This is a genomic window from Streptomyces sp. NPDC024632 (assembly GCF_055559175.1).
This window is the reverse complement of sequence record NZ_JBVHLD010000002.1, coordinates 438,430-450,822: the sequence shown is the minus strand read 5'-3', so window position 1 is coordinate 450,822 and position 12,393 is coordinate 438,430. Positions and strand designations below refer to the sequence as shown.

Annotated in this window: 14 protein-coding genes; 11 read left to right on the top strand and 3 right to left on the bottom strand. The window is 69.4% G+C overall.

Translation table 11 applies throughout. The annotated features are described in order from the left end of the window. Nucleotides 1-213 precede the first annotated feature (213 nt). The 9 genes from ACZ37P_RS05330 to ACZ37P_RS05290 all read left to right on the top strand — a co-directional run bounded on the left by ACZ37P_RS05330 (nucleotide 214) and on the right by ACZ37P_RS05290 (nucleotide 8,931). Nucleotides 214-420 (top strand): cold-shock protein, encoded by a 207-nt coding sequence (locus tag ACZ37P_RS05330; protein ID WP_093715500.1) that lies wholly within the window; start codon nucleotides 214-216, stop codon nucleotides 418-420. Between the two features lie 308 nt (nucleotides 421-728). Next, a complete protein-coding gene (gene groL, locus ACZ37P_RS05325; protein ID WP_188285378.1) occupies nucleotides 729-2,354 on the top strand; it encodes a chaperonin GroEL in 1,626 nt (541 codons plus the stop codon). A gap of 297 nt (nucleotides 2,355-2,651) precedes the next feature. Then, nucleotides 2,652-3,833 (top strand): ATP-binding protein, encoded by a 1,182-nt coding sequence (locus ACZ37P_RS05320; protein ID WP_355337346.1) that lies wholly within the window; start codon nucleotides 2,652-2,654, stop codon nucleotides 3,831-3,833. Nucleotides 3,834-3,841: 8 nt separating this feature from the next. Then, nucleotides 3,842-4,246, top strand: coding sequence for a roadblock/LC7 domain-containing protein (locus ACZ37P_RS05315; RefSeq protein WP_355338031.1), 405 nt, complete (start codon nucleotides 3,842-3,844; stop codon nucleotides 4,244-4,246). Next, the gene (locus ACZ37P_RS05310) at nucleotides 4,243-4,617 is read left to right on the top strand and encodes a DUF742 domain-containing protein (RefSeq protein WP_355337348.1); all 375 of its coding nucleotides are present in this window, start codon (nucleotides 4,243-4,245) and stop codon (nucleotides 4,615-4,617) included. The genes ACZ37P_RS05315 and ACZ37P_RS05310 overlap by 4 nt, the downstream gene beginning before the upstream one ends. After that, entirely contained in the window at nucleotides 4,592-5,209 is a 618-nt protein-coding gene (locus tag ACZ37P_RS05305; RefSeq protein ID WP_355337351.1) for a GTP-binding protein, read from the top strand. Before ACZ37P_RS05310 ends, ACZ37P_RS05305 begins: the two co-directional genes overlap by 26 nt. A gap of 54 nt (nucleotides 5,210-5,263) precedes the next feature. Further along, nucleotides 5,264-6,613: a cytochrome P450 gene (locus ACZ37P_RS05300; protein WP_355337354.1), complete on the top strand. Its 1,350-nt coding sequence runs from the start codon at nucleotides 5,264-5,266 to the stop codon at nucleotides 6,611-6,613. Nucleotides 6,614-7,207: 594 nt separating this feature from the next. Continuing rightward, nucleotides 7,208-8,119, top strand: coding sequence for a cytochrome P450 (locus ACZ37P_RS05295; RefSeq protein ID WP_355337357.1), 912 nt, complete (start codon nucleotides 7,208-7,210; stop codon nucleotides 8,117-8,119). 47 nt (nucleotides 8,120-8,166) lie between these two features. Continuing rightward, entirely contained in the window at nucleotides 8,167-8,931 is a 765-nt protein-coding gene (locus ACZ37P_RS05290) for an enoyl-CoA hydratase/isomerase family protein (protein ID WP_355338034.1), read from the top strand. Nucleotides 8,932-8,949: 18 nt separating this feature from the next. Here the strand turns inward: ACZ37P_RS05290 and murQ are convergent, their stop codons facing one another. Then, nucleotides 8,950-9,894 carry an N-acetylmuramic acid 6-phosphate etherase gene (gene murQ / locus ACZ37P_RS05285; RefSeq protein WP_355337360.1) on the bottom strand — a complete coding sequence of 315 codons (945 nt, stop codon included), beginning with the start codon at nucleotides 9,892-9,894 and terminating at the stop codon, nucleotides 8,950-8,952. A gap of 40 nt (nucleotides 9,895-9,934) precedes the next feature. Further along, nucleotides 9,935-10,903: a MurR/RpiR family transcriptional regulator gene (locus ACZ37P_RS05280; protein ID WP_391043062.1), complete on the bottom strand. Its 969-nt coding sequence runs from the start codon at nucleotides 10,901-10,903 to the stop codon at nucleotides 9,935-9,937. Nucleotides 10,904-10,992: 89 nt separating this feature from the next. Between ACZ37P_RS05280 and ACZ37P_RS05275 the strand changes: the two genes are divergently transcribed. Then, a complete protein-coding gene (locus ACZ37P_RS05275; protein WP_391043064.1) occupies nucleotides 10,993-11,346 on the top strand; it encodes a hypothetical protein in 354 nt (117 codons plus the stop codon). A gap of 25 nt (nucleotides 11,347-11,371) precedes the next feature. After that, complete coding sequence (locus ACZ37P_RS05270; protein ID WP_355337366.1) at nucleotides 11,372-11,638, top strand: DUF4031 domain-containing protein; 267 nt, start codon at nucleotides 11,372-11,374, stop codon at nucleotides 11,636-11,638. Nucleotides 11,639-11,653: 15 nt separating this feature from the next. Here ACZ37P_RS05270 and ACZ37P_RS05265 read toward each other — a convergent pair whose 3' ends face one another. Beyond that, on the bottom strand, nucleotides 11,654-12,334 hold the full coding sequence (locus tag ACZ37P_RS05265) for an HD domain-containing protein (RefSeq protein ID WP_355337369.1): 681 nt from the start codon (nucleotides 12,332-12,334) through the stop codon (nucleotides 11,654-11,656). Nucleotides 12,335-12,393: the final 59 nt, after the last annotated feature.

The window sequence follows — 12,393 nt, the reverse complement described above, 5'->3', positions numbered from 1 at the left end:
GGTGTATTTCCGATCGGTCGCTCCCCGAATTCTCGTCCGATTGACCTGTTGCAGAGGGCATCCGTGCAGATACATTCAGCCGCGGTCGACGCGTTCCGGCGCACACCACCAGGGATCCCCTGTCGCTCAGACAACGGCTTCCCCGGCGGTGAGGTCTGACCCGGACCCGCGGAGTGCGGGGCCGCGATAGGGCCAGTAATAGGGGAGTTAGGAATGGCTCAGGGCACCGTCAAGTGGTTCAACGCGGAGAAGGGCTACGGCTTCATCGCGGTCGACGGTGGTGCGGATGTCTTCGTCCACTACAGCGCGATTCAGATGGACGGTTACCGCACCCTCGAAGAAGGCCAGCGGGTCGAGTTCGAGATCTCGCAGGGTCAGAAGGGGCCGCAGGCGGACATGGTCCGGCTGGCCACCGCCTGACGGCCCGGCGCGCTCGGCGACCGACACGACGCACTCACGCACCAAGGGTCCGTACCTCTTAGGGGGGACGGGCCCTTCGTGCGTGGCCCGGAGTTGTCCACAGGCGCTTGCACTCGATGGGGTCGAGTGCTAATCATTGGCGTTAGCACTCTCCTAGTGAGAGTGCTGAAGGACCGGGTCGGTGAGGCCCGCCCGGCCGCCGGGAAGGAACCGGCGACCAGGTCGGCCGTCCGTCGCGGGCACCACACGGTCCGAGCCGTCGCCCCCTGCTCCGGTGGGGGAACCCCAGTCCGCGGAGGACACTTCACATGGCAAAGATCATCGCGTTCGACGAGGAGGCACGGCGCGGTCTCGAGCGCGGGATGAACCAGCTCGCCGACGCCGTCAAGGTCACCCTCGGCCCGAAGGGCCGCAACGTCGTCCTCGAGAAGAAGTGGGGCGCCCCCACGATCACCAACGATGGTGTGTCCATCGCCAAGGAGATCGAGCTCGAGGACCCGTACGAGAAGATCGGCGCGGAGCTGGTCAAGGAGGTCGCGAAGAAGACCGACGACGTCGCGGGTGACGGCACCACCACCGCGACCGTCCTGGCCCAGGCGCTGGTCAAGGAAGGTCTGCGCAACGTCGCGGCCGGCGCCAACCCGATGGCCCTCAAGCGCGGCATCGAGAAGGCCGTCGAGGCCGTCTCCGCCGCTCTGCTGGAGCAGGCCAAGGACGTGGAGACCAAGGAGCAGATCGCTTCGACCGCCTCCATCTCCGCCGCCGACACCCAGATCGGCGAGCTGATCGCCGAGGCCATGGACAAGGTCGGCAAGGAAGGCGTCATCACCGTCGAGGAGTCGCAGACCTTCGGGCTCGAGCTTGAGCTCACCGAGGGCATGCGCTTCGACAAGGGCTTCATCTCCGCCTACTTCGCGACCGACCTGGAGCGTATGGAGGCGTCGCTCGACGACCCGTACATCCTGATCGTCAACTCCAAGATCTCCTCGGTGAAGGACCTGCTCCCGCTGCTGGAGAAGGTCATGCAGTCCGGCAAGCCGCTGCTGATCATCGCCGAGGACGTCGAGGGCGAGGCCCTGTCGACCCTGGTGGTCAACAAGATCCGCGGCACCTTCAAGTCCGTCGCCGTCAAGGCGCCCGGCTTCGGTGACCGTCGCAAGGCCATGCTCGGCGACATCGCCATCCTCACCGGTGGCACCGTCATCTCCGAAGAGGTCGGCCTCAAGCTGGAGAACGCGGGCCTGGACCTGCTCGGCCGCGCCCGTACCGTCGTCATCACCAAGGACGAGACCACCATCGTCGACGGTGCCGGTGACAGCGACCAGGTCGCCGGGCGGGTCAACCAGATCCGCGCCGAGATCGACAACAGCGACTCGGACTACGACCGCGAGAAGCTCCAGGAGCGCCTGGCGAAGCTGGCCGGCGGCGTGGCCGTCATCAAGGCCGGTGCCGCCACCGAGGTCGAGCTCAAGGAGCGCAAGCACCGCATCGAGGACGCGGTGCGCAACGCGAAGGCCGCCGTGGAAGAGGGCATCGTCGCCGGTGGCGGCGTGGCCCTGCTCCAGGCGACCGCGGTCTTCGAGAAGCTGGAGCTCGAGGGCGACGAGGCGACCGGTGCCAACGCCGTGAAGCTCGCGCTGGAGGCCCCGCTGAAGCAGATCGCCGTCAACGGTGGTCTCGAAGGCGGCGTCATCGTCGAGAAGGTGCGCAACCTGCCCGTCGGCCACGGCCTCAACGCCGCGACCGGTGAGTACGTCGACATGATCGCCGAGGGCATCATCGACCCGGCGAAGGTCACGCGCTCCGCGCTCCAGAACGCGGCCTCCATCGCCGCGCTGTTCCTCACCACCGAGGCCGTCATCGCCGACAAGCCGGAGAAGGCCGCCCCCGGCGGCGCTCCGGGCGGCATGCCCGGCGGTGACATGGACTTCTGATCCACGGGGCGCGAGCCCGGATCAGCAGGACCGCACGACGGCACCCCCCGGTCACCCGGGGGGTGCCGTCTTTGTGTCCGGCGCATTGTTCGGAACAATTCACCAAGACTGTCCCAAAACGGGGCAATTTTGAATTACCGTCAGATGCCGGTAGCAGGACAAGTACGGGGGGTACCGGGGTCAAACCTGCTGCTAGGCTCTCATTGCTTGGCAAGTGTCATGCGCAAGTGTTCCGCATTTTTGTTCGGATTTGAAAGAGATTCCGCAAATGGCGGCCCCTCGCCTGAAGAGAGCCTCATGACGTCCTACTTACATGATCCAGCACTTTGGGGCCTGATCGCAGGTACTCCTGTCGCCGCGACCGCGATTGCGCTCAGCCGGAAAACTAATGCGAAGCTCCGTGCCGCGCTCGCCGAGCAGTCGGCGCGCCGCGCCTCCCTGGAAGTCGGCCGCGAGCAGATCGTGGATGAGGCCAGACGCCGGGCCGAGGAGGGCACCAAGAGCGTGCTCAAGGCCGCCATGCGCACCCTCCAGGGTCTGGCGGGCGAGCAGCAGGTCGCCATCGCGAAGCTCCAGCGGGAGAACGGCGAGCACGCGGCGCTCCAGGGCCTGTTGGACGTGGACCACGGCAACGCGCAGTTCACCCGGCGCGCCCAGTCCATAGCCGTGCTCTGCGACGGCTGGCTCGGCCGCCGCAAGAACGCGGCGTCCGTCTACGACGTGGTCCGCAGCGCCAAGGGCCGCATCCGGCATTTCACGCGCGTGGAAATCCGTTCGCAGAGCAATTTCGCGGTGGTGAGCCGCGCGGTCGAACCGGTCGCACTCGCCCTTTCCGAACTGCTCGACAACGCCACGAGTTATTCGGCCCCTGAAACGTCCATCGAAATCAATATCCAGCCCGTGCCCAAGGGCGTCTGCATCGTCGTCGACGACGCGGGTGTCGGCATGAGCGACGAAGAGAAGACGCTGGCGGGAGAACTCCTCACCGGCCAGCGCACTCCGGGTGTTTCCGGCCTCGGAAATCCGCCGCAATTCGGTTTCGCGGTGATCGGCGTACTCGCCAACCGTTACGGATTCAGCGTCTCGGTGGATTCCACCTCGCCGTACGGCGGAGTGCGCGCCGTGCTGCTGCTCCCCGACGAACTCCTCACCACCACCATCGAGCCCGAGGAGACTCCCGTCGTGGGTGAAGCGTCCGAGCCGGTGGAGCAGAGCGCGCCCGAGCCGGTGGTGCCCGCCACCACCTTCGGCGGCCTGCCCAAGCGGCGGCGCTTCCGGCACCCGATCTCGATAGTGCCCACGGCCGAGGAGCGGTCCGACGACAGAACCGGTGACAGAGCCGGGGACAGAGTCGAGCGGGCGCCCGAGCCGGTGCGCGACAGCCACGAAGTCGCCTCCCGCATGGGCGCGTTCCAGCGGGGCACTCAGTCCGGCCGCCGTTCCATCGGCGCGAGCAGCGAAGGGCAGGACGCCCAATGAGCCCAATGATCGGAAGAGATCTGTCGTGGATGCTCGACAGCGCCCTTGAGGTGCCCGAGGCCCGGCACGCGATCCTGGTGTCGGCCGACGGTCTGCTGATGGCCCGCTCCAACGAGGTCGGCAGGGACCACGCCGACACCGTCGCGGCGGCGATGAGCGGCATGCAGTCGCTGAGCCGTACGGTGTCCGACTTCGTCGGCGGCGACGACCGCCGCCAGGAGTGGCGGCAGACCCTGGTGGAGTTCGACCACGGCTGGGTCTTCCTCATCTCGGCAGGTGAAGGCGCCTATCTCGCGGTCTCCGCGTCCCCGGACGCGGACCTCGCGGAGATCACCTTCCGGATGCAGCAGCTCGTCGGCCAACTCGGCAAGGTGCTGACCACACCTCCTCGCGAGAACGCTGACGTCAATTGACGGGCGAACCGGAGCTGGAGTTAGAAGCCACGGAATTAGTACGCCCGTATGTGATCACCAACGGTCGTGAGCTTCCGGTCGACGGCGGCTTCACGATGATCACACTGGTCGCCGTATCCGAAAACGCGCCCCGGACAAGGGTTCTTGATCCCGAGAAGCTGCGGGTGATGGAACTGTGCTCGGGCGGTTATCTCGCGGTCGCGGAGATCGCCGCGCACACCGGGCTGCCGATGGGCGTGGTCAAGATCCTTCTGTCGGATCTGGTGGAGGACGGGTATCTGCTCGCGCGGGCACCCGTTCCCCGCGCGCAGTTGGTCGAGAGGGAACTGCTGGAGGAGGTGCTGCATGGGCTCCGGGCTCGCTTCGGATAGGGACAGTGCTCCCCAGACGCCGCGCGAGAACGTCTATCTGCCCAGTTCGGTACGGACGGTCGCCAAGATCCTCGTGGTCGGGCACTTCGCCGTGGGCAAGACGACGTTCATCGGCACCATGTCGGAGATCCCGCCGCTGCGCACCGAGGAAGTGATGACGCAGGCCAGCGCGGACATCGACGACCTCAGGGGCGCGCCCAACAAGACCACCACCACGGTCGCGATGGACTTCGGCCGGCTGACCCTCAGCGACGAACTGGTGCTGTACATGTTCGGTACGCCGGGCCAGCAGCGGTTCGTGCGGCTGTGGGAGGACCTGTCGCGCGGCGCGCTCGGCGCGCTCGTGCTGGTCGACCCGCTGCGGCTCCAGGAGTCCTTCCCCGTGATGGACCTCGTGGAGCGGCACGGTCTGCCGTACGCCATCGCCGTGAACCGCTTCGACGGTGCGCCCCCGCACTCGCTCGAAGAGGTGCGCGAGGCGCTGGATCTGCTTCCCGAGACCCCGGTGGTCTCGTGCGACGCACGCGACGAGCGGTCATCGGCGGGTTCACTGATCGCTCTGGTGCAGTATTTGCAGTCTCGCCTCAACTAGTAGGTCACCGCAGGTAGTTCAGGTAGCTCAGGTATTTCAACGAGGAGCACAGGCATGCAGACCCCTCCGGACTTCCAGGCCCCGCCGCCCGGCTGCCCCGCGCACGACAGCGGCCAGAGTGTGCCGCTGTACGGCCCGGAGTTCGCCGCCGCTCCGGAGGCGTTCTACTCCTACATGCGGCAGTTCGGCCCGAGCGCTCCGGTGGAGCTGGCGCCGGGTGTGGAGGCCGAACTCGTCACGGACTACACCGAGGCGCTGCGGGTCCTCCAGAACCCGGGCACCTTCGCCCGCGACTCGCGCCGCTGGCGCGCGATGAACGAGGGTCAGATACCGGCGGACAGCCCGGTGATGGGGATGATGGCCTACCGGCCGAATCTGCTGTTCTCCGACGGCGCCGAGCACATGCGGCTGCGGCAGGCGGCGACCGACAGCCTGGCCATGGTCGACTCGCACCGGCTGAGCCGGCACGTCGACCAGGTCGCCTCGTATCTGATCAGCCAGTTCAGCGCCAAGGGGCGGGCCGACCTGGTCGCCGACTACGCGCAGCAGGTGCCGCTGCTGGTCTTCAACGACCTCTTCGGCTGCACCGAGGACATCGGCAACCGGCTGGTGTTCGGGATCTCCGGCATCTTCGATGGCATCGATGTCGAGAAGTCGCTGGAGGTGCTGACCGGGGCGCTGGTCGAACTGGTCGAACTGAAGCGGACCACGCCGGGCGAGGACATCACCTCCTGGATGATGCAGCACCGCTCCGCGCTGACCACCGAGGAGATGATCCACCAGCTCTTCCCGATGATCGCCGCGGGTACCGAGCCGGTGCAGAACATGATCTCCAGCGCGCTGCGGCTGCTGCTGTCCGACGACAAGTACGCCGACAGCCAGCACATGGCGGGCCTGCTGGTCGAGGACGCGCTCAACGACGTGCTGTGGAACTACCCGCCGATGGCCAACTACGGCGTGCACTACCCGGTGCACGACGTGGACCTCGCCGGGATCACGCTGCGCGCGGGCGACCCCGTGGTGATCAGTTACGCGGCGGCCAACACCGACCCGAGCCTGGGCGGCGGCGGCCAGACGATGAGCAAGCGGGCGCACCTGGGCTGGGGCGCGGGTCCCCATGTCTGCCCGGCCAAGGACCCGGCCACGCTGATCTCGCTGCGGGCCATCGAGAAGCTGCTCAACACGCTGCCGGACATCGACCTGGCGGTGCCGGTGGAGAGCCTGACCTGGCGTCCGGGCCCCTTCCACCGCGCGCTCACCTCGCTGCCCGCCCGGTTCACCCCGGCGCGGCAGCCGGTCCGCTCGCAGGAGAGCCAGTCGGCTCAGGCTCCGGCCGACCACACGCAGGGCAAGCCGAAGGCGGCCAGCCGCTGGAGCTCGTTCCTCAACTGGCTCAAGGCGTAACACGCGGCGACGCACAAGTCGAAAACCGGCCGACCGCGGCTTCGCGGTCGGCCGGTTTCGATAAAGAACGGACCTGGCCGGAAATCATCGCCGACGGTGTGACGCTTGCCACAATTACGAGCAGTGTCCGATCGGATACGCATCTCGCGCCCGGGGTATGCAGGACAGGTCAATCCGGCCTGGCATTGAGGACCAAGGAGAAATGCCGCCATGGTCACACCGTATTCGGTCGCCCCCACCGACCGGCGAAGAGTTGTATCACTTTTTTCCCGACTCCGTAAGCCCGGCGGACAGGAAAGTCCGCTGCCTCTTTACGACGAGCTTCGCTCGATGGGGGATGTCGTCCCAGCGCCCTGGGGCGGCCACCTGATCACGTCGTTCGGCCTCAGTGACCAGGTGCTGAGGGACCGGGCCTGGCGTGTGACCGACAACGAATGGGCCGCCAGGCAGGGCCAGGGAACGCGCTGGAGCGCGCCTTCCTCACGGCAGATCGGTCAGACTCTGGTCCGGCTCAATCCACCGCATCACACATTGATGCGCCGCTCGGTCGGAAATATGTTCGACCGGAGGGCGCTCGGTGACATTCGGATATCGGTGGAAAAGACAACGGACCGCCTGGTCGGCCGGCTCGCGGAACGCCTGCGCGACGGGGTGGCCGATTTTGTCTCACTGGTGAGCGAGGAGCTGCCGGTGCGCGCGATAGGGGAGTGGATGGGTTTGCCCTCCGCTGACTTCCCCCTTTTGCGGGACTTGACCCACGCCCAGGTGTTCACCCAGGAGCTGCTGCCCACCCCGAGCCAGCTCGCGATCTCCGACGAAGCCACCGTGACACTGCACCAGTACTTCGCCGCGCTGGTGCGCGAAAGGCGCAGGTCACCGGGGGACGACCCGGTCTCGCAGTGGCTGCGCACCTGGGACGGGCTGGAGCCGGACCGCGACCGCGCCGACGAGGCCGTCTACTACCTCGCGCTGCTGGTGGTGCTCGCCGCCCTGGAGACCACCTCCAATCTGCTGTCCACCATGACGTGGCTGATCGCCGAGCACCCCCGCCAGATGGGCTGGCTGCGCGCCCACCCGCAGGACATCCCCGGCGCCGTCGAGGAGGTGCTGCGCTACGACCCGCCGATACACGTCGTGACGCGGGTCGCGGGCGACGACATGACGCTCGCGGGCATCGAGGTGCCCAAGGACGAGACCGTCCACCTGATGCTCGCCGCCGCCAACCACGACCCCGCGCAGTACGCCGACCCTCACATCTTCGACATCCGCCGCAAGGTCAGCCACCTCAGCTTCGGCGGCGGCATCCACTACTGCGTCGGCGCCCCGCTGGCCAGGATGGAGGCCACCGCGCTGCTGACCGCGCTGCTCAGGAAGCTGCCGGGACTGAGCGTCCACCGCGACCCCGAGTGGGCGCCGCGGGTCGCCTTCCGGCGGATGACGACACTGACGGTGTCCGACTCCGCGTCCGCCCGCGTCCCCGAACAGGCGGGCCCCAGAGACCTGTAGGCCGCACACGGCACGACCGTACGAGAGAACCGGTGGCGAACGACAGCATGATGAACTACTTCAAGGTCCTGCGCGTCAGCCAGGAAGGAGCGCTGCTGCGCGTACGGCTGAACACCCCGGAGACCGGGAACGCCGTCACCGGCCCGGTCCTGGACGAACTGCTGGCCGTACTGCGCTCGGTGCAGGACCACCCCGGCATACGGGTGCTCGAACTCTCCGGCGCCGGCGAGCACTTCTGCCTCGGCGGCGACCGCAGGGAATTCGCCGAGTCGCTGGCCGCCGACCCCACGGGGTCCGGCCTGCGGACCATGGGCAACAAGGCGCGGCAGGTGTGCGAGGCGCTCGCCACGCTCGGCGCCGTCACCGTCGCGCGGGTGCACGGCGACGTGATCGGCGCGGGCGTGGCGCTCGCGATGTTCTGCGACCTGCGGGTCGGCGCCGACACCAGCCGGTTCCGGCTGCCCGAGCTGGCGTTGGGCCTGCCGCCCGCCTGGGGCGGCATCCTGCCCCGGCTGCTCAACGAGGTGGGAGCCGCCCGCATCCGCGAACTCGTCCTCACCGGCGAGGCGTTCGACGCGGCCAGGGCCGTCGAGCTGTCCGTCCTGCACAAGGCCGTGCCCGAGGCCGGGCTGGACGCCGCCGTCGACCAGTGGGCGCGGCCGATGCTCCGCCGCTCCCCGGCCGCGCTGCGCGCCGCCAAGACGATGCTCAACGCGTACGGCGGCGCCCACCGCCTGGCGGACGCCACCCTCTTCGACGGCGAATGGCTGGCCTCGGTGCTGATGGCGGCCGAGTCCGCCAAGCGCCAGTGAACTCCCGCTCCCGCGCGGCTACTTCGGCGCGGCCTCCAGCGCCTGCCGCAGGTGGCCGCCCGACTCCGTCAGCAGCCGGGCCGCCGTGGCCGCGTCCACATGGGCGAGCAGCGTCAAGATCGCGTGCTTGACCTCGCCGTCGGTGGCGGTCAGCGCGTCCTCGATCGCCTCCTCGTCCGCGCCGGTGGCCAGCGCGACGATCCGCCGCGAGCGCGCCCGCAGCTTCTCGTTGGAGGCCCGCACGTCGACCATGAGGTTCCCGTAGGTCTTGCCGAGCCGGATCATCGTGATGGTCGAGAGCATGTTGAGCACGAGCTTCTGCGCGGTGCCGGACTTCAACCGGGTGGAACCGGCGATCAGTTCGGGCCCGACGACGACCTCGATGCCGTGGTCGGCCGCCGCCGCGAGCGGCGAGTCCGCGTTGCAGGACAGGCCCACGGTGAGCGCCCCCGTGGCGCGCGCGTACTCCACCGCGCCGACCGCGTAGGGAGTGCGCCCGGAGGCGGAGACGCCGACGACGCTGTCGGCCGGGGTCAGTCCGAGCGCGGCGAGGTCGGCGGCGGCCAGCTCCTTGCTGTCCTCCGCGCCCTCGATGGAGGTGATCATCGCGGACGGGCCGCCCGCGATCAGTCCGAGCACCTCGCGTCCCGGCGTGGTGTTGAAGGTCGGCGGGCACTCGCTCGCGTCGAGCACGCCGAGCCTGCCCGCCGTACCGGCGCCCGCGTAGATCAGCCGTCCGCCGCGTTCCATCCGGGCGGCGATCCCGTCGATGGCGGCGGCGATCACGGGCAACTGCCCGGCGACCGCGGCCGGAACGGTGGCGTCCTCACCGTTCATGGTCCGCGCGATCTCCAGGGTGGGCATCCGGTCGATCTCGGCGAGCTCGGGCCGGAACGCCTCGGTGGTGAGGGTCTCCAGCTCGCGGCGCAGCTCGGTGTAGTGCGACATATGCGGCTCGTTCATCCTTCTGCTGTGGGGGTCGTGGAGTGGTGCGGACCGGCCGTCAGGCGCGGCCCGAGCGGGGACTGTGCCGGTGCGCGAGCGCTTCGTACGAGGCGGACAGCGCCGGGGCCGCGGTCTCGTAGGTGCGCTGCGCGACGCCGATGAACAGACAGTCGACGACGAGGAGCTGACTCGTACGACTGGACATCGCGGCGGGCCGCAGCTCGCTCTCGCGGGAGGTGGACGTGGTCAGCACCAGATCGGCGTACTGCGTGACCGCGCCGTCCGCCCGGCCGGTGATGGCGATGGTCGTCGCCCCCCGGTCGAACGCGGCCCGCAGCGGCTCGATGACGTCGTGCGTACTGCCCGAGTGCGTGATGGCCAGGGCCACATCGCCCGGCTTGAGCTGTACGGCGTTGGTGACCGCCAGGTGCGGGTCGGCGTGCGCGTGCGCGATCAGGCCGATCCGCAGCAGCTTCTGCGCCAGGTCCTGGCCGACCAGCGCGGACGCGGCTATCCCGTAGATGTCGGTCCGCCGCGCGGCGGCCAACGCGGCGACGGCGGCCTCCAGTTGGCCCATGTCGAGCTGGGCGGCGGTGTCGGCGAGGGTCTGCTGCTCCTCCATGGCCAGCTTGGTGACCACGTCGGCGAGCGGGTCGTCGACGGCGATGTCGGCGGTGACGGCGGGCGGCGCCCCGGTGGCCTGCTGGGCGGCGAGCGCGGCCAGCGCCAGCCGCAGATCGCGGTAGCCGGGGTAGCCCAGCAGCCGGGCGGTGCGGACGACGGTCGCCTCGCTGGTGCCGGTACGCACCGCGAGCGCCGTGACGGTCAGATGGGCACAGCCCGCCGGATCACCCGCGACGGCTTCCGCGACCCGGTGCATGGACCGGGTCATCGACGGCGCGAGGGTGCGGACCTTGGCGGCGAGGGCCCCCGGGTCGGGGGGCGTGACGGGGAGGACGGGCGCGCCGGACACGCCGCGGAGGGCGCGGACGCTCGGGGAGAAAGTTTCCTTCACGCTATAGGTCACCTTCTGAAAGGTATTTTCAGAGACGGCCGTACGTCAAGGCACCCGACGATCACGGCGTCCGCGTCCGCCGGGCTTGCGACAATGGAGGGATGGAAGGTGAAACCGTGCTGCATGGTGCCCGCGCTCTCGTGCTGTCCGACCTCAGCGCCCGCGGTGTCGCGGAGGCCGATATCGTCTCGCTGGTCGAGGACGCCGTCAGCAAGCGCCGCTGGTGGCTGGAGCAGTGGCCGGACGGCGCGGAGTACATCCCCGGGCTGCTCGCCCAGGACGTCCAGGACGCCCTGCTCGAACGCTACGGGCGCTGGCCGCTGTGCCCGGACTGCGACGACCCGCACGCCCTGGCCGTCGAACCCGAACTCGGCCCCGACCCGCACTGGGTCTGCGAGGCCCGCGGCGCCGTCGTCGCCCCCGTCGGCGCCCTGACCCCGGTGAACCCGGTATGACCCACGACACCGAGTCGGACCCCTCATGACCCTCTACATCGACCCGCCGACCTGGCCCGGCCACGGCCGCCACTGGTCCCACCTGGTCAGCGACGTCTCCTACGCCGAACTGCACGCCTTCGCCGCCCGCCTCGGCGCCCCGTCCCGCGCCTTCGAACGCGACCACTACGACATCCCCTCCGAGCGGTACGCCGACGCGGTCGCCCTCGGCGCGGTCGAGACCGGCAGCAAGGAGATCGTCCGCCTGCTGACCGCCGCGGGCCTGCGGCGGCGCAAATACGTCAGGCCGTGAGCAGGTCCGGCTCCGTCAGGCCGTGAGCAGCTCCAGCTCCGTCGTCAGATTGCGGCGGGCCGTGCGCTCCCACTGGTCCTTGCCGTAAGGGGTGCGGAACAGGGCGGGGAGGGCGAGGAGTTGGCGCAGGACGGCGGCGCGGCCGGCGCGGAAGGCGTCGTCGGGGACGAAGCCGTACTCGGAGCGGACGGCAGCGGCGTAGGCCGCGTAGGCGGCGGGGTCGCCGGCCAGGACGGCGAGGTCGGCGTCGCAGAGGACCTCGCCGTTGTGGTCGCCCTCGGCCGGGTCGTGGGTGACCGTCAGACGCACCAGGCGGGCGACCTCGGCGGTGCGGTCGGCGGCCACGCCCGCCTCGGGCAGGGCGCGTTCGGCGAGGTGGGCGCTGCGCTCCTCGTTCTCCGAGCGGTCGGGGCGGTAGACCGCGTCGTGGAACCAGGCGGCGAGGGCCACCGCGTCCGGATCGGCGGCGTACGCGGTCAGTTCGGTGGCGTGGTCCAGGACCGCCTGGAGATGGTCCAGCGTGTGGTAACGCCGCTGCGGTTCGGCCCAGCGGCCGAGCAGATCGGCGCCGTACGGCGCGGGGTCGGGGGCGGGCGCGTCGTCCGCTGTCGGCTCCTGGCAGCGGCGCAGCAGGTCGCACCACTCGGCGAGCAGGGCGTCGTAGCGGGGGTGAGGGGCGGCGGGCGTGAAGGACATGCCGGTAATTGTGCGCTACACGTCTCGCGCGGGAGTGACGCATGTGGCACCCTTGCTCA